The organism is Cytobacillus horneckiae (genome assembly GCF_002835735.1).
Taxonomy (GTDB): Bacteria; Bacillota; Bacilli; order Bacillales; family Cytobacillaceae; genus Cytobacillus; species Cytobacillus horneckiae.
Genome location: NZ_PISD01000084.1, coordinates 49,256 through 66,288 on the forward strand (window position 1 = coordinate 49,256; position 17,033 = coordinate 66,288).

15 protein-coding genes are annotated in these 17,033 nt (G+C 36.4%); 10 read left to right on the plus strand and 5 right to left on the minus strand.

Features of this window, described 5'->3' with window-relative positions; translation table 11 throughout:
- Nucleotides 1–23 precede the first annotated feature (23 nt).
- A complete protein-coding gene (locus CWS20_RS26640) occupies nucleotides 24–2,159 on the minus strand; it encodes an ATP-dependent Clp protease ATP-binding subunit (RefSeq protein WP_066196722.1) in 2,136 nt (711 codons plus the stop codon).
- A 300-nt stretch (nucleotides 2,160–2,459) separates the two neighbouring features.
- Here CWS20_RS26640 and CWS20_RS26645 point away from each other — a divergent pair, with 300 nt between their 5' ends.
- Entirely contained in the window at nucleotides 2,460–3,515 is a 1,056-nt protein-coding gene (locus tag CWS20_RS26645) for a YkvI family membrane protein (RefSeq protein WP_066196724.1), read from the plus strand.
- A gap of 239 nt (nucleotides 3,516–3,754) precedes the next feature.
- On the opposite strand, the gene CWS20_RS26650 is transcribed toward CWS20_RS26645, so the two are convergent.
- From CWS20_RS26650 to CWS20_RS26660, 3 genes are all read right to left on the minus strand, one after another.
- On the minus strand, nucleotides 3,755–4,393 hold the full coding sequence (locus CWS20_RS26650; protein WP_241198888.1) for a DUF8580 domain-containing lipoprotein: 639 nt from the start codon (nucleotides 4,391–4,393) through the stop codon (nucleotides 3,755–3,757).
- Between the two features lie 82 nt (nucleotides 4,394–4,475).
- Complete coding sequence (locus CWS20_RS26655) at nucleotides 4,476–5,087, minus strand: CPBP family intramembrane glutamic endopeptidase (protein WP_066196727.1); 612 nt, start codon at nucleotides 5,085–5,087, stop codon at nucleotides 4,476–4,478.
- 323 nt (nucleotides 5,088–5,410) lie between these two features.
- The gene (locus tag CWS20_RS26660) at nucleotides 5,411–5,590 is read right to left on the minus strand and encodes a YkvS family protein (RefSeq protein WP_066196730.1); all 180 of its coding nucleotides are present in this window, start codon (nucleotides 5,588–5,590) and stop codon (nucleotides 5,411–5,413) included.
- A 261-nt stretch (nucleotides 5,591–5,851) separates the two neighbouring features.
- Between CWS20_RS26660 and ykzS the strand changes: the two genes are divergently transcribed.
- The 8 genes from ykzS to CWS20_RS26700 all read left to right on the plus strand — a co-directional run bounded on the left by ykzS (nucleotide 5,852) and on the right by CWS20_RS26700 (nucleotide 13,890).
- A complete protein-coding gene (gene ykzS / locus CWS20_RS26665; RefSeq protein WP_066196732.1) occupies nucleotides 5,852–6,046 on the plus strand; it encodes a protein YkzS in 195 nt (64 codons plus the stop codon).
- Nucleotides 6,047–6,704: 658 nt separating this feature from the next.
- Entirely contained in the window at nucleotides 6,705–7,643 is a 939-nt protein-coding gene (locus CWS20_RS26670; RefSeq protein WP_066196734.1) for an AAA family ATPase, read from the plus strand.
- Nucleotides 7,643–8,842 carry a DUF58 domain-containing protein gene (locus tag CWS20_RS26675; protein WP_066196736.1) on the plus strand — a complete coding sequence of 400 codons (1,200 nt, stop codon included), beginning with the start codon at nucleotides 7,643–7,645 and terminating at the stop codon, nucleotides 8,840–8,842. Before CWS20_RS26670 ends, CWS20_RS26675 begins: the two co-directional genes overlap by 1 nt.
- Nucleotides 8,839–10,068 (plus strand): hypothetical protein, encoded by a 1,230-nt coding sequence (locus CWS20_RS26680; protein WP_066196738.1) that lies wholly within the window; start codon nucleotides 8,839–8,841, stop codon nucleotides 10,066–10,068. Before CWS20_RS26675 ends, CWS20_RS26680 begins: the two co-directional genes overlap by 4 nt.
- 105 nt (nucleotides 10,069–10,173) lie before the next feature.
- Nucleotides 10,174–10,440 carry a phosphocarrier protein HPr gene (locus tag CWS20_RS26685; RefSeq protein WP_066196739.1) on the plus strand — a complete coding sequence of 89 codons (267 nt, stop codon included), beginning with the start codon at nucleotides 10,174–10,176 and terminating at the stop codon, nucleotides 10,438–10,440.
- On the plus strand, nucleotides 10,440–12,161 hold the full coding sequence (ptsP, locus tag CWS20_RS26690) for a phosphoenolpyruvate--protein phosphotransferase (RefSeq protein ID WP_066196740.1): 1,722 nt from the start codon (nucleotides 10,440–10,442) through the stop codon (nucleotides 12,159–12,161). Before CWS20_RS26685 ends, ptsP begins: the two co-directional genes overlap by 1 nt.
- A 239-nt stretch (nucleotides 12,162–12,400) precedes the next feature.
- Entirely contained in the window at nucleotides 12,401–12,853 is a 453-nt protein-coding gene (locus tag CWS20_RS26695) for a hypothetical protein (protein ID WP_066196741.1), read from the plus strand.
- Nucleotides 12,854–13,020: 167 nt separating this feature from the next.
- Entirely contained in the window at nucleotides 13,021–13,890 is an 870-nt protein-coding gene (locus CWS20_RS26700; protein ID WP_066196743.1) for an NAD(P)-dependent oxidoreductase, read from the plus strand.
- A 389-nt stretch (nucleotides 13,891–14,279) separates the two neighbouring features.
- Here CWS20_RS26700 and CWS20_RS26705 read toward each other — a convergent pair whose 3' ends face one another.
- Nucleotides 14,280–15,428, minus strand: a complete 1,149-nt coding sequence (locus tag CWS20_RS26705; RefSeq protein ID WP_066196745.1) for an aminotransferase A — start codon at nucleotides 15,426–15,428, stop codon at nucleotides 14,280–14,282.
- A gap of 193 nt (nucleotides 15,429–15,621) precedes the next feature.
- Here CWS20_RS26705 and CWS20_RS26710 point away from each other — a divergent pair, with 193 nt between their 5' ends.
- On the plus strand, nucleotides 15,622–16,944 hold the full coding sequence (locus tag CWS20_RS26710; RefSeq protein WP_066196747.1) for an MFS transporter: 1,323 nt from the start codon (nucleotides 15,622–15,624) through the stop codon (nucleotides 16,942–16,944).
- The last annotated feature ends 89 nt before the right edge of the window (nucleotides 16,945–17,033 follow it).

Genomic DNA, 17,033 nt, shown 5'->3' on the forward strand with positions numbered 1-17,033 from the left:
ATGATCATCATTGCCTTTTTAAATTATTTAATTGTAATTTCGTTTCCTTCGATAACTGCATGCAATTCTTTCACATTTGATTTTTCTATAATCGCATCAGCAATTTTATCTTCTAACTGATCTTGAATAACCCTGCGCAATGGACGGGCACCAAATGCTGGATGATAGCCGAGCTCAGCCAGTTTTGCCTTTACATCCATGGAGACTGTTAACGCAATCTCCTGTTCCGCTAATGATCGATTTAAATCAGAAAGCATAATATCAGCAATTTGTAGCAAATGTTCTTGTTCCAACGATTTAAATTCGATAATGCTATCAAAACGGTTAATGAACTCCGGTTTGAAAAATTGGCCAAGGGAATCAAGGATACTTGCTTCATTAATGGCGTTGCTTGTAGTGAAGCCGACGTGAACCTCTTTATGAGAAACACCTGCATTGCTTGTCATGATAATGACAGTTTCATTAAAGTTAACGGTTCTTCCTTGGCTATCTGTTAATCTGCCGTCCTCAAGTATTTGCAGGAATAAATGCTGTACATCTGGATGTGCTTTTTCAATCTCATCCAGCAATATAATGCTATATGGATTCCTACGGACTTTTTCCGTTAGCTGGCCAGCTTCCTCATGACCAACGTAGCCTGGTGGAGAGCCGATAATTTTTGCCACACTATGTTTCTCCATATATTCACTCATATCGAGGCGAATCATAGAATCTTTCGTACCGAACAGCTCTTCTGCCAATGTTTTCGTGAGTTCAGTTTTACCTACTCCTGTTGGACCTACGAATAAAAATGAACCGATTGGCCGTTGTTTTGATTTTAATCCAGCACGGCTTCTGCGAATGGCTTTTGCTACTTTTTGAACTGCATTATTTTGACCAATAATTTTAGATGAAAGATTTTTCTCTAGCATTTGCATTTTCTCTTGCTCATCTTCCATTAGCTTACCTACTGGTATTCCTGTTTGTTTTTCAATGATTTGTTGAATATGATAAAGTTCTACTTTTGGTCTATGCAATTCGTCTTGTATATTATTTATTGCTTTTTCTAAACTCAATTCCTCATCCCGAAGCTTAGCAGCTTCTTCGTATTTTTCTTCTTTTAACATGGTTTCTTTTTGTTTGTTAATTTCTTTTAATCTTTCTTCAATTTGATCTTGTGTTGTGTAGTCAGATTGAAGATTCACCTTCGAGCCAGCTTCATCCATTAAATCTATCGCTTTATCTGGGAGGAAGCGATCCTGTATATATCTGCTCGAGAGCTGAACACATGCGGCAATCGCTTCATCTGAATATTCTACTTCATGGAATTTTTCATAACGTTCTTTTAAGCCAGCAAGTATTGTCAGTGCTTCATCTAAAGATGGCTCTTTAACATGTACAGGCTGGAACCTGCGTTCAAGGGCCGCATCTTTTTCAATTTTTCTGTACTCGCTTAAGGTTGTCGCACCTACTAGTTGCAGCTCACCTCGAGCTAAAGCCGGTTTTAAAATATTGCCGGCATCCATAGATCCTTCAGCAGACCCTGCTCCAACAATTAGGTGAATTTCATCAATAAATAAAATAATATTTTTTCTTTCCTGAACTTCACTAATTAATTGCTTCATTCTTTCTTCAAATTGACCCCGTATACCTGTATTTGACACGAGGGAAGCAACATCTAATAAATACACTTGTTTATTCATTAATTTCTTAGGGACTGCGCCGTTGGCAATTTTTAAAGCGAATCCTTCAGCGATAGCAGTTTTACCAACACCTGGCTCACCTATGAGGACAGGATTGTTTTTATTTCGTCTATTTAAAATCTCGATGACTCTATCGATTTCTTCATCGCGCCCGATAACGGGGTCTATTAATCCAGCATTCGCCATCCCGGTTAAATTTTTTCCGAATTGATCAATAAAGCCGCCGGATTTGGTCGAATGCGCTTGAGCTCCAGTAAATTTTTGTTGGTCTTCACTTGCATGCATCTTTTTAAAGAATTCATCCAACGACATCTGATTTGATCCTGAGAACCCACTCATAGTCGGCCCGAAGGAAGGAAGTGCTTGCTTTTCAGATTGATAGCAGTCCAGACATAAATGAATGCGGGTTTCGTTTCCATTAATCGCATATCTCATTTGAATTGAAGCTTCATTTTGTTGACATTTTTGACATTTCATCAAAGAACTCCTCCTTTTGACTTTGACTATCTTTGACTTATAAATATATTATAATTTGACCTTCTTTGACTTTCAAGTGATTTGTTTGGTTAAAATGCTAATCATACAAAATAATTTAAATGAAATATTAAAAACTGTTAAATACAGTTGCTGATTTCCTCACAGTCGCTCACTTTCCGCAGGCGGTCTGTGGGAGCTGGTAAAAAAATATCAATCATAACCTTTTAAAGCTTAAATTTAAAAAAGCTCGTCTTAGTTTGTCCTTGTCTTCATATATTGAAAGGGGAGGAGGAGATAAGCTTGAAAACAAACTGGGGTGCTTCCTTTCAAATAGCGGCAGTATATGTAGGAACAGTAGTGGGGGCTGGTTTTGCAACGGGAAAAGAGATTGTTGAATTCTTTTCTAGATTTGGTTTTATTGGGCTGATAGGTATTTTAATGAGTGGCTATATATTTATTTTTCTAGGATCTAAACTAATGAGAATTGCGGCAAGGATAGATGCAAAATCATATCAGGAATTAAATGATTATTTATTCGGGAAAGTCTTCGGAACTGTTATAAATGGGCTAATGCTGATCATGCTATTAGGCGTATGCGCCGTTATGCTTTCTGGAGCAGGGGCTGTCTTTGACGAACAGCTTGGGCTAACGAAGTCAGTCGGTGTTATCTTTACGATTATTTTATCAATTATAACCATGATTATTGGAATTAAGGGTTTATTTGCAGTTAATGTAATTGTTGTACCAATGATGATTACTTTCAGTTTCATCCTATTATACTTTTCGATACAATTGCCATTTTTTATGGAGAATATATTATTTATACCTTATGCGGCTGATGGCTGGAAAGCTGTTGTATCGCCATTTTCCTATGCAGCGTTTAATTTAATGCTTGCTCAAGCTGTACTTGTACCAGTTGCATCAGATATTAAAGACGATCAAACGATAAAATGGGGCGGTATAATTGGAGGAAGTGCACTCACCATTATATTAATATCTAGTCACTTAACTTTAGTGATGGTACCAAATATTGAAGCTTATGAAATACCGATGGCTTCTATTATGAGGTCACTAGCATCGTCATTTTATTGGGTATTTGTTTTTGTAATATATGGAGAAATTTTTACATCTGTGATCGGCAACGTATTTGGAGTGGAGAGACAAGTTAAACAATATATTAAAATTCCAACGATCCTAATTGTCTTGATTATATTTACAATCAGTTATTTTGGCAGTTTTATAGAGTATGGTACATTGCTTTCCTACTTGTACCCATTGTTTGGCTACATCAGTTTAACATTTATTATCTTACTTTGGATGAAGCCCTTAGAAGAAAAAAATACGACTGTCAAGTGAATCTTGACAGTCGTATTTTTCCCGCTTCAACGGGCAGTAAGATCCACAATTTGAGACTTTTGAGGGAATCATAATGAGATAAGTGGGAATCAATTGACCGTAAAATCCCGATTATCAGAATTCAGACTAGATACGCCGCGTTGTGGTAACGTCTGAAGGACCTGCATCCTGCAGGCCTCAACTAATCATCTGTTGGAGATAAAGCCCCCCACTAATCCTAAGTTTCACTTAAGGGCTCGTTACTTATTTTCAATCGTCTTTGCCATTTGGATAAATGCTTCTTTATAATCATGTTCACTTTCATCTGTAAAAATGGTTAACTTCACATTTGCTTGCTCATTTTTAATGAGGAATGAAGTCACTGTATCACCGTCTGCTGAAGCTTCCATCATGATTGCATCTTCAAAAAATGAGTCATTTGGAAGAGAGGGGCTTGTAACTTCTTCATTCACAGATTGCAATTGTATTTTTGTATTTTCTTCTAGCATTTTCATGTCAGCATCATCAGGAATTAATTCGATGCGCATGAAAATATTCGATTGCTCTTCTAAATGAAGAACATCTTTATTTGGCTCCTCGCCTGTTAAAACAAAATTAGGTAGAACATACATTGAAAAGTCTTGGTTATCACTCTCTTTCAGGAAAGCAGTTTCTTCCTCAGTTTCACCATTTTTTTCAAATTTAATATTTTGTTCCATTAATCTTATTTTATTATTTTCACTTGACTCATCATCTTTTGGATTCTTCTCATCAGGCTGATTTGCTTCGTTGTCACCACGATTACTAGAATCCTCATCAGCATTTTGATTTGTTCCGCAAGCAACTAATAACATCAGTAGCAAAGTGCTCATAAAAAACAATTTGAATGTGTTTTTCAAGTAAACTTCCTCCTTATCCTTATTGAGCATCTAAAATATTAGACGTAAGTGCTTTTGATTGGTTACATGATTTTTCCAACCTTTAATTTAATGGCAATAGGATAAACAGCATTAAATCAAAAATAATATGTGAGACGATTAATAGGGGGATGCTTCTTTTCCAAATATATAGATATCCCCAAAATATTCCTGCAATAAAAGCGGCTAATGCAAGAATCCAATACCCGGAATAAAAATGAACGGAAGCATAAAGAAAAGCGGATAGAAATACACCTACTGAGACGGTTGTATATTTCATTACCCTTTTTTGGATAAAACCACGCCAAAAAATTTCCTCACCAGGAACAAGAATAAATAAAAGGATCATATATTGCCATATATTTGATGGCGCGTATCGACCATATAATTTCGAAATGCTATTAGAAAAAGGTAGATTAAGCCATTCTATTAAGAAATAACCTGTCCAAAATACACTATAAAGTAATAACCCTGAAAGTAATCCAAAGGTTAAATATTTTCCAAATGATGCTTCATCATCAATTTCACCATTTAAAATCGCATAGCTAATTAAAAATAGCATTGTTGCTGCAAACATATACCAAAAGATTGACCGATCCATAAATGTAAAATACATCAGTACATGTGCAATTAAAAAGCCGACAATTAAACGAATGTCGGGTACTTTCTTAATCATTCAATAAACTCCTTTCATACAAGCCAAACCTATTTTATCAAAAATGGCAGTAAAAATGTATAAAAACCTATGACTTTGCATATACTGTTAATTTTTTTATTGTCTTTTGGCAAGGAGTTTTTTATATGTGAAATAAAAAAGCAGCATAAAATAGCTGCTCTTTTAACGGGAATGCTCTTTTTTTATAGAAGGTATTGATGTATATTAATTAGAAAAATGCCATGCGTAAGCAATAACCAAGCTAGCATAATGCTTTTATCATGCTTTGCCTATGCTGAAACTAAACGTGCACTTTCATTTTCTGAGAATGTGCTTAACAATTATTATTCTTGAATGATTTTATAGTTTTTATGATTTACAACCGTTCGATGTTCTAATTCTAAATCACGATAATTATCCATATAACTTAAATCAACGATTACGGAATTTTCATTTACTTTTTCTACAATTCCACGCAATCCATCGCGAAATTCAATAATGTTACCAATCTCAGCTTTTTTCAATCACGCTTCCTCTTTTCTTTCCAAATTTTTTGTTAATAACCATTTTGCACTAAAAAGTTCTATTCGTAAAGATATTTGTCTATTTTAGCTCAGAAGCAAAGAAATTTTAATTAACCATATAGGAGCTGTTATTTATATGCAGCAGTCATTTTATTAATTGATGGATGAAAAATGAACGTTAATTTCCTTGGAAATGCTAATATATTCAGCTAAAATAAAATATAATATAAAACTTATGAAATGAAACAGAAGGTGTGGGCTATGGACGAAACAATGATTAATGATATTTTAAATAAGTTACAAAACGGTGATCTGTCAGAGTACTATGTGAAGAAGGAGGACTTCTTGCCATTTCGCACAGTACTCGTAAAGCGCGACGATTTTAAACATTTCAGGGGAATTGCTAAGCGTGGTGGAGATGTTTTATATCATTATATGGCAGAGGCGAGAAGTTAATTAATTTGAGCAATTGTTTATTTAGTTGATGGATTCACAACAGGAGAATATCAAAAACTGTTTATCGCTTTTGCGTAGTGCCTATGTTGGCGCTCTTTCATGATTTACGGGCACTGCTTTTGCGAAGTAGTGCCCATTTTGATGTATTTTTTTCGCTTTGCGGGCACTTATTTGAACATAGATGAGGCTGTAGACAAACTCAATCATGTTTTTAAAAAGAGTGAGTATGGGATTTTTTGCAGGTAAGCGTCCAGTCGCTACGCGCTGAATTGTGACACTCAAATGGTTAGGGTCTTTACTCTAGAAGAGAAAAAATTAACCGTTTACCTTATTTATCGTCAAATGAGGTTGCTACATTTGTAAGTATAGTTATGACCATTATCTACTTGACTCCACTCGTTTTTGGTTGCAGTTCCACTATTAGTGTCTAGACTGGCTCGATTCTCCTGCTGTAGTCGAGCACACACCGCGACAAATTCTAACTGAAATTTCGTTTTTTCACTTTACCTACAATCTGAGCTATTGTTCATTCATGGAACGAAAGTTATTTTCTTTGCTTTCACGAATGGATTTTTCCTTGTTTTTACCATTATCTAGTATCTTGAAATAGCCGGCAATGATATAATTAGAATATTATAACATTTATTATGGAGGGGCTATGAATACAACATTTAAAATAAAAGCAGAAATTGCAAAAGCGATTACAGGAAAAGAAGAGAATATAGAATTATTAATGATTTCCTTGCTTTTTAATGGACATGTACTGTTAGAAAGTGTACCGGGAACAGGCAAAACAATGCTGGCAAAGTCGTTTGCAGCAGTTATAGATGGTGCATTCTCTAGAATTCAATTTACTCCGGATGTTTTGCCAAGTGATGTGACTGGTATTCAATTCTTTAACCCAAAAAACCAGGAATTTGAGTTGCGGCCTGGCCCGATTGTAGCAAATATTGTTCTTGCAGATGAAATTAATCGTGCGACTCCCCGAACACAATCCAGCTTGCTTGAAGTGATGGAGGAGGCTCAAGTAACGATTGATGGACATACACTAGTAATCGATCAGCCTTTTATGGTTATTGCTACGCAAAACCCCGTCGAATCTCAACAAGGAACCTTTCCATTACCTGCAGCGCAATTAGACCGTTTCTTTATTAAAATAAAATTAGATTATCCTTCCCTTGAGGAGGAAAAAAGAATGATTCAACTACATAAAAATCAATTAAAGGTTGATAAACTCGAAAAGGTCGTCGAGTTAGAAGAAATACATACAATGAAGGAAGAAGTCGCTTCCATTAGCGTAAGTGAGGATGTAGAGCAGTATATTTTAGGCATTGTAAGAGAAACAAGAAATCATCCAGATATTGAACTTGGAGTAAGCCCTAGAGGAACATTGGCGCTGATCAGGGCAGCTCAAGGCAAGGCATACCTGGCAGGGAGAAACTATGTTGTTCCTGAAGATGTTAAATCAATGGTACCGTTTGTGCTTACACATCGGATTTATTTATCAACTGAAGCCTCATTAACAAAATCAGCAGAAAGGGTGCTGCAGGAATTGCTTCATTCAGTTCCAGTTCCTGTTGAGTCCGGTTTATTGTAATGTCAATATGGAAAAAAGAGATTATTGAAGATCAATTTTTATCAATTATCTCATTGCTAAGCATTGTTTTATTATTTGCAAGCTTTTACTTTCAGTCAGCGCTAGTATTTTTTAGCGCAGTTTTCATCCTGCTATTACTTTATGCAAATTCCTTTTATTTGAAGCATGTTGGCGGAAAGCTCCTTTTCATTGATAAAAGAAAACGCACTAGGCACTTTCCTAATGATGAAGGACAGTGGGTAATTATTATGGAAAATAAAGGATTGCCTATCATGTCTGGTCATCTCAAGATTACTTTTAATCAAGTTGTGAGGCCCATGGATGAAAACCTTAATGCAAGACAAGAACATTATGAAATGAGTATCCCGCTCTCTATTAATTATAAGGAAAGAAAGGAAATAATCATTCCGTTCATAACGAATAAAAGAGGAATGGCGAAACTTAGAAAAGTTGAGTTGCATTTACCCCATTTTTTTGGGTTAGGTGAAACAATATTGCAATATAAATATTTAACTAAACAAGAAGTGCTTGTTTATCCAAGAGCTATTTCAGTAAAAAATAAATCTGTTTTTTTAACGAATAAACAGGGAGAATCCTATGCAAGATATTCATTGTTTGAAGATTCTTTATCTCCGGCAGGGACAAGAAATTATGTAAATACGGATAGCTTTAATCAAATTCATTGGAAGGCGAGTGCTAAAAACCAGCAATTGCAAACAAAAATATATGATCGGGCTAATGAAACAGGCTGGAATATATCATTAAATATTGCTGTTTCCCATTCAATCTCAAAGAAGATGGAGGAGTTAATCAGCAGTGCAGCAGACTTAGCCTATTTCTTTGAGAAAAATGACATTCAATTTTCGGTTTGTATCAATATTAGAGCGACGAACCATATCCCATTTTTATACATTCCAGCTGGCAAAGGAAAGGGACATTTACAAAAAGTATTGGAGCTGCTCGCAATTGCTGATTCCCATGGATCAATTTATCCGTATGAAAAAATGCTATCTTATTATGGGAGACATTTGCAGCAACAGCCATTCTTCCTTCATGGAGGTTTTCAATCAGATAAGGCAGCAAGTATATTCCACGAAATGAACACTAAAGGTTATTCAATCTATCATTTGCAAACCACAAAACAATCAGCAACCATTATTCAGCATTCATTGCCGAAAAAGGAAGTGCAAAACCTATGATCTACCGTTCATGGAATGTATTTTACTTTGTGATGATAGAAATCATATTTGGAGGACTGCTAATTTTACCGCTATATCCTCAGCAGTTATTTCATTACTTTTTCATTGCAGGTTCAGGCTGCCTCGTATTTATATATTTAATAACAGTATTTAATGAAAAGGGGAAAATCTTATATTTAATCATGATTGTTCCGTTGATTTTGCTATATAGTACTGTTTTACAGCCTTCATTTACTTTTCTATTGGTGATTGTGGTCCTTGTTTTTTGGCGAGGTTTGATCCATTTCAAGGAATTTGAAAAAGATGCATCTGGCTTATGGTTATTTTTTACTGTGCTACTAGGAGTCGGACTTTTGATTTTTCCATATGCAAAACATGTGAATGAAGTGCTATATATTGTTTCGTTTTTAATCGTCCAATGTTTATTTATTTTGGTAGGCGGTTTTTTAGGAAGATGGATATTAGCAAATACTGAAAAAGGCGAAAAGAAAAAGTTTCTCTATTATTTCAGCATAATAATAAGTGGCCTAATAAGTATAGGAATTGCCATTACACTCACTTTAAATTTGCTTAAATGGATTTTCTTCACCTTTCTCGAGATGGCAGTCTCGACATTAGCTTTCATCGTGTCTCCTGTCTTCAGCATCTTTGAGGACATGGAATTAAAGGTGCCCGGACAGCCGGTCGATTTAAATTCAGCAGATGAAGGAGATAAGCAGCAATATGAGGAAATGCCTGTGCAAGCAGATGTGATTGATCCTACTGCTGTTTTCACAGTGCTGACCATTGCGGGCTTGTTTGTTTTTGTGTACTTTTTATATAAAAGAAATCGGGAGAACAAGTATAGCATTTCAACTGATGAATCATCTTATCAAACAAACAGTCAGACGGTTGTTGCTGACCGTTTTTCATTATTTTCCCAATCAAGGAAAATGCCTGTGCAAACCATTAGAAAAGAAATATATCTTTTTGAAAGGTATGCTGAAAAGCTCCATTTAGGCAGAGGATCTCATGAAACTTTGTCTGAATGGCTAAAAAGGCTTGGTTTGAAAGCCCCTGCAGGCTTATATGAAGCATATGATTGTGTCCGATATGGCGAAATGATTATTGGAAAAGAGGAAGAAGCTGCATTTTTGCAGGATATAAAACGGTTGAGACATAATATAAAAGAGTTGTCTCAAAAAAACAAAAAGGAAAGAAAGTCTAAAGGTGAAAGCGATCGATGAAAAGTCTATACAATTAAATCGACTTTCTAGTAAAAGAATGCGGCTGTTTATGGTATTCTAATATCAATACTTTTTATATCTACATAATAAAGGAGCTAGATTATAATGCTAGAAAAAAATTTCACTGTTATTTCTGATACTGGTATCCATGCAAGACCTGCAACACAGTTGGTGCAAACTGCCGGCCGTTTCAGCTCAGATATCCAAATGGAATACAAGGGACGTAAAGTAAACTTAAAATCAATCATGGGTGTTATGGCGCTTGCTGTAGGCAAGGGCGGAGAAATTAAAATCATTATTGAAGGAAATGATGAGCAAGCTGCAATGGAAGAATTACAAGATATGCTGCAAAGGGAAGGTTTAGCAGAATAATGAGTTTTATACAAGGGGTTGCGGCATCAGAAGGCATAGCTATTGCAAAAGCATTTCGTCTGGAACACAACAAGCTTATTATTGAGAAGCGACATATTACTAATATTGATAATGAAATTGAAAAATTTCAAAAGGCGATTATGTTTGCTGCAGACGAGCTTGAACAAATTCGTGATCATTCTAGAGCTGAAGCTGGAGAAGATCATGCGGCTATTTTTGATGCACATCTGCTTGTGTTAACCGATCCAGAATTAATTGGGCCTGTGAAAGATAAGATCACAACTGAAAAATTAAATGCTGAATACGCAATTAAGGAAATAACTAACCAATATATCGTTAGTTTGAGCAATAGTGAAAATGAGTATATGAGAGAGCGTGCAGCCGATATTCGTGATGTAGCCAGCCGGATACAATCTCATCTACTCGGTATTCAAGTAGTGAATCCAAGTATGATTGCTGAAGATGTTATTATAATTACGCAAAATTTAACTCCGTCTGATGCAGCCATGTTAAACCCTAAAGTCATTAAGGGCGTTGTAACAAATGTCGGAGGCAGGACCTCTCATTCCGCTTTCATTGCCAAATCAATGAATATACCTGCAGTCGTCGGTACGAAAACTGCTTTTGAAGATATTGAAAACGGTGATTTCGTTATCCTAGACGGGCATAAGGGATTGGTTCACATTAATCCTACGCCAGAATTAATTGATGAATATGAAGCAAACCGGTTAAAAGCTGAAGAAGAAATTGCTCAATTAGCATGGCTAACCAATGAGAAAACAATTTCTAATGATGGTCAGGACTATACTGTTGTAGGCAACATCGGGAATGTTGAGGAAGCCAATGATGTCATTAGAAATGGTGGAGAAGGAATAGGATTATTCCGCACAGAGTTTCTTTTTATGGGAAGGAAGCAGCTGCCTAGTGAGCAAGAACAATTCGAGGCTTATAAAGCTGTATTACAGGCTTTAAATGGAAAACCGGTCGTAGTTCGTACACTTGATATTGGCGGTGACAAGGAGCTTCCTTATTTGAAGCTGTCAAAAGAAATGAACCCTTTCTTAGGTTTTAGAGGCATTCGCTTTTGTTTAGGCGAACAATCCATACTAAGGAAGCAGCTTCGCGCCTTAATAAGGGCGAGTGCATTTGGAAAGTTAAAAATCATGTTTCCAATGGTAGCAGTTATTGAAGAATTCAGACAAGGCAAAGCTATGTTTGAAGAAGAAAAAAATAAGCTCATTGAAGAAGGTGTCAAGGTAGGGGATATTGGACTTGGGATGATGGTTGAAATTCCCTCAACGGCTTTAATGATAGAATCCTTTGCTAAAGAAGTTGATTTTTTTAGTATTGGCACTAATGACCTGATCCAATATACACTCGCCGCCGATCGTCTGAATGAGCAAGTATCATATTTATATCAGCCATATCACCCGGCCATTCTGCGACTTATTCAAAAAGTGATAAATGCTGCCCATAAAGAAGGCAAAGAGGTTGCTATTTGTGGAGATATGGCTGGCAATGAAGTCGCTATTCCCCTTTTAGTCGGGATGGGTTTGGACGAGTTCTCTGTCCATTCCTCATCAATTATTAAAACGCGTGCGCATATAAGACAATTGAGCAAGAAAGAGATTGAAAAAATGCTTGATGATCTCTTAAGCTTGCCAAATGCTGTTGAGATTGGGGATGCACTCGAAAAATTTTCTTATAAAAGAAATATTTAGGTTTATGATGAATAGAAGCGGGTATTAAATTACTAAGCACTTAAGAAACCTTAAGTCAGCTAAATCATTCTCATTTTCCCCTTATAGCTAGCCATTTGGCTAGTTTTTTTTGTCTATAGCGGAAGTTCGATTAACAATTACTAAATATAGGTTTAATTTTTCGTTATTAAGGCGAGGTTATAGATAAATAATGATTGATGCTGTTGTCATCGCTATAAGGGTATGAGGGAGCTGCTAAAATGCGTATTGGCAAGTTAATGTTTATTCCGCTGATTCTGTTAATTCTAGCTGGTTGTGCTGGTGATCAGCAATCCATTGTTAATCGGCATGCAGATGCATTGTTGACCAAAACGAACGAACTGCAATTCCGATTTAAGTTAAATGAAAAAATTTTATCTCAAAATGAGCAATACATGGTGAGGGTAACAATACATAATGAAGAATTAGCAAATGCTCTAGGAGCAACTGAAATAATATATGGGAAAGAAAATGGACAAGCTGCAGAAATTATAGAACCGGTTAGGAATAAGGAAATTTTCATCTATATGGAACCAATACCTTTGCAGCAAGACCTTCATGTCTTTGATATTGAAAAAATGATAGTCAATGACGAAGCGGTATCTGTTGAACTACTAAACGATAATGAAGTGATTGCAAAGGGATTTTTAACTCATTTTTCCTCACAAATTTAATCATATCGTAAAGAAAGCTGTCTAAATAGTTGACTCTAACTAATAGACAGTTTTTTTTTGAAATTGTAGGTATCAATGCTCTACAATACCTTCCATCTTTAAAGTATGTGATAGACATGCTAAAATAAATAATATTCTGTATTTTGTATATGTGAGGAGAGGACTGGATGGACAAAGTTGTGATTGGATTTATTGGAACAGGTGTGATGGGGAAAAGCATGGCAGGACATTTATTAAATGCTGGTTATCCTGTTGTCGTCTTTTCGAGAACGAAGGAGAAGGCACAAGACTTATTGGATAAAGGGGCTGTTTGGGCAAGTTCACCTAAAGAAGTTGCGACACAAGCAAAGGTGATTATAACAATGGTTGGGTATCCTGTTGATGTTGAGGAAATTTATTTAGGAACCAACGGGTTAATTGCTAACGCTTTACCGCATACATATTTAATTGATATGACTACATCTACACCAACCTTGGCAGTGAAAATTGCTGATGAGGCAATAGCGAAGGATATTTATGCAATCGATGCGCCCGTATCAGGAGGGGATATTGGTGCAAAAGAAGGAAGGCTTTCCATCATGGTTGGCGGAAGTGATAAAGCATTTAAAGTAGTTGAGCCAATATTGAAACATTTAGGAGCAAACATTGTTCATCAAGGTGCTGCAGGTGCTGGACAGCATACGAAAATGTGTAACCAAATAGCGATTGCCTCCAATATGATCGGTGTATGCGAAGCGATTGTGTATGCTGAAAAAGCTGGGCTTGATACGAATAAGGTGCTTCAAAGTATCTCAACTGGTGCAGCTGGAAGCTGGTCATTATCCAATTTGGCGCCAAGGATGACTTCTGGGGACTTTAATCCTGGTTTTTATATTAAACATTTTATTAAAGATATGAAAATAGCTTTAGAAGAAGCCGATGCGATGGGAATGGATACACCTGGATTAACGTTGTCAAAAAACCTTTATACCAAGCTTGCTGCTGCTGGAGAAGAAAACAGCGGTACACAAGCATTATATAAGTATTGGGAAAGATAAATAAAAGTCTGCCTGGTTATAGGCAGACTTTTAAGCTGATGAGGATTGGAATTTTCCAAGGTTTACTGTTCGTTCCCTGAGAGTGTCCGAGCGTCAAGTATGCTTCGTAAAAGCAGTGCCCGAAAACAGAAAAAAGAGCTAAAATGGGCACTGCTTTGAAAAAGCAACGATTGCAAAGCTGAAAAAGCCTATTCAGTACATTTACTGTCCCCCTTCTTTCCCGCAAGAGTCGTGCAGACACCTCTCCAAATTCAGCATTCCTTATTATCAATTAAAGTTTTATCCTTTGTATGCCATTAATCCCCTCGGGCATCGCAATGCGTAGAAGAGGCTAGATGACCTGCCGCGAAAAAGCGAGCGACTGCAGAGGAAAACTACAGAACCTATTTTTAGATTTTCTCTAAGTATGTTTCCATTCGATTTAAAGCTTCCTCAAGCGTTTCCATTGAATAGGCATAGGAAATTCTAAAGTAACCTTCACCATATGCGGAAAAAGCACTGCCAGGAACAACAGCTACACCCGCATTTTCTACAAGTGAAAGAGCAAAATCAAAGGAATTTAGCGCGCTTTCCGGCATTTTTATAAAAAAGTAAAAAGCGCCATTAGGCTTTACTACTTCAAAGCCCATATTCAATAAACGATCGTAAACATAATCCCGGCGCTTTTTATAATCTATCTTCATCGCCACTGCATCATCTTTTCCTATAGTTAATGCTTCCAGTGCGGCCATCTGTGAGATAGATGATGCACAGGTAACATTGTATTGATGGACTTTCAAAATATGTTTAGCGACTGTTTCTGGTGCATATAACAGCCCTATGCGCCATCCCGTCATAGAATGTGATTTAGATAGCCCGTTGATTACAATTGTTTGTTCCTTTAACATGGTGGCAATCGAAGTATGAACTTCGTCAAAACTTAGCTCGCTGTAAATTTCATCGGCTAAAATAAATATGTCCTTTCCTCTTACTAGGTTAGCTATATCTTCAAGCTCTTCTTTTGATAAGCTTACACCTGTCGGATTAGAAGGGTAAGGAAGAATAATGCACCTTGTCTTCGCTGTTAAATGCTTCTCGATTAACTCTGCTGTCATTCGAAAATCATTTTTCGTAATATCAGCATGGACTGCTGTAGCGCCGCAAAGCGTAATAATCGGTTCGTATCCAGGGTATACTGGTCCCGGCAAAATTACTTCACAATCTTCATCCAAAATGGTCCTTAAAGTAATGTCAATGGCTTCACTAGCCCCAGAAGTAACAATCACCTCTGTCTCTGGCTGGTAGGAGAGATTGTATTTTTCTTTTACGAAGCTGCAAGCTGCTTTTCTTAATGCCATCTCTCCGGCATTATGAGTATAGCTTGTAAAGTTTTCATCAATCGCGCGTTTTCCGGCATTTTTAACATGCGCTGGTGTTGGAAAATCAGGTTGGCCAATCGTTAGTGAAATCATCCCTTTTGTTCCAGCGACCATATTAAAAAACTTTCTAATTCCAGAAATTTCAATGCTTTGTACTTTCTTATTAATTAAATGTTCCAACATTTTCACCTCACATAGCAATAAGCTTATTTTACAAGAGATAATCATTCTATAAAACCCTAAATACGTGATTTTAATATTTACAAAAATTAAATAAAAAGCTAGGCAATAAATGGTATGATGTAAGAAAAGTAGTATATACAAACAAATATTTACAAAACGCGTTTTGATTATTGGAGAGGGGAAAATGTCAATGGAGTTAGAAAAATCGGCACAGAAGGAGAAAGCGAAAATTGGCTCATGGCGGCTTTATTTAACATTGCCAATTATGTCATGGGCGTTTTATGATTTTGCCAATACGATCTTTTCATCAAATATCAATACGATTTTTTGGCCATTTTATATGCAAGAAGTCGTAGGTAACAATGAGGTTCTTAAACAAGTTGCTAACACTTTCATCGCTTATGCCAATGCTTTAGCGAGTTTTTTTCTTGTGCTGTTTAGCCCGCTGTTCGGTGTCATGATTGACCGTACAGGCAGAAAGAAGAAATATATTATTATTTTTACAATCATCTCTGTAGCAGCGACTGCTTTAATGGGTGTATTCGCCATGTCCGGGTTGAATGGCACCATTTTTGGTTTACCTGTTTTTCTTGCGTTAGTTATTTTATGTTTTATTATCGCAAAGTTTTTCTTTCATTCCAGCTTAGTATTCTACGATTCTATGATATCAGATTTAGGAGCGAAGGAGGAAATCCCGCTCATTTCAGGATTTGGTGTAGCAATTGGATATTTAGGGACATTGCTTGGACTAAGTGTCTACCTATTTGTGGGAGACGGAGATTTTCATCGTGCTTTTATTCCGACAGCAATATTATTTCTTGTTTTTTCTTTGCCATTATTTTTCTTTGTAAAAGATAAGCCTAAAAAAGCAGCAGAAAAATCATCTTTTATTTCTGGATATAAGGAAATTTATAAAACCTTTAAGGAAATGAGGTCTCATAAAACGATTTTTACGTTCATGATTGCTTATTTCTTCCTTAATGACGCGATAGCCACCACGATCGCGATGATGGCCCCATACGCGACGACAATTGTAGGTTTCTCTGCAGGCCAATTTATCCTATTGTATCTCGTATCTACAATTTCCAGCATTATTGGGTCATTTATCTTTGGTTATATAACAAAAGCGGTCGGAGCAAACAGGGCGGTAAAATATGTCGGAGTACTATTACTTGTGGCATTGATCATTGGCACATTTGCCATTAATGAGCTAATGTTCTGGATTGCCGGCAGCATGTTTGGCATTGCGCTTGGGTCGATGTGGGTGACGACGAGAACGTATATCGTCGATTTGACACCGGAAGATAAAAGAGGACAATTCTTTGGACTGTTTGCATTTTCTGGGAAGGTTTCATCAATCATTGGCCCATTATTATTTGGGACAATTACGCTTGTGTTTGCTGAATACGGCAATATTGCGAGCCGATTAGGAATGGGCTCGTTAATTATCCTTACCATTATCGGCTTGGTTGTCCATTTAAGAATAAAAGAAAATCCGCAAACTGAATATTAATTTTCTTCTATCCATCCATTATTTTATCTATTTGCCGATATAAATAATGGATGGTTTTTTTATAGTTTGTTTATAGGTATAAAGATACA

Coding starts and splice junctions, on each gene's coding strand:
- CWS20_RS26675 (WP_066196736.1), top strand. CDS start 7,643: ATGTCAATATGGAAAAAAGAGATTATTGAAGATCAATTTTTATCAATT.
- CWS20_RS26695 (WP_066196741.1), top strand. CDS start 12,401: ATGCGTATTGGCAAGTTAATGTTTATTCCGCTGATTCTGTTAATTCTA.
- CWS20_RS26700 (WP_066196743.1), top strand. CDS start 13,021: ATGGACAAAGTTGTGATTGGATTTATTGGAACAGGTGTGATGGGGAAA.
- ptsP (WP_066196740.1), top strand. CDS start 10,440: ATGAGTTTTATACAAGGGGTTGCGGCATCAGAAGGCATAGCTATTGCA.
- CWS20_RS26640 (WP_066196722.1), bottom strand. CDS start 2,159: ATGAAATGTCAAAAATGTCAACAAAATGAAGCTTCAATTCAAATGAGA.
- CWS20_RS26680 (WP_066196738.1), top strand. CDS start 8,839: ATGATCTACCGTTCATGGAATGTATTTTACTTTGTGATGATAGAAATC.
- CWS20_RS26670 (WP_066196734.1), top strand. CDS start 6,705: ATGAATACAACATTTAAAATAAAAGCAGAAATTGCAAAAGCGATTACA.
- CWS20_RS26685 (WP_066196739.1), top strand. CDS start 10,174: ATGCTAGAAAAAAATTTCACTGTTATTTCTGATACTGGTATCCATGCA.
- CWS20_RS26710 (WP_066196747.1), top strand. CDS start 15,622: ATGGAGTTAGAAAAATCGGCACAGAAGGAGAAAGCGAAAATTGGCTCA.
- ykzS (WP_066196732.1), top strand. CDS start 5,852: ATGGACGAAACAATGATTAATGATATTTTAAATAAGTTACAAAACGGT.
- CWS20_RS26655 (WP_066196727.1), bottom strand. CDS start 5,087: ATGATTAAGAAAGTACCCGACATTCGTTTAATTGTCGGCTTTTTAATT.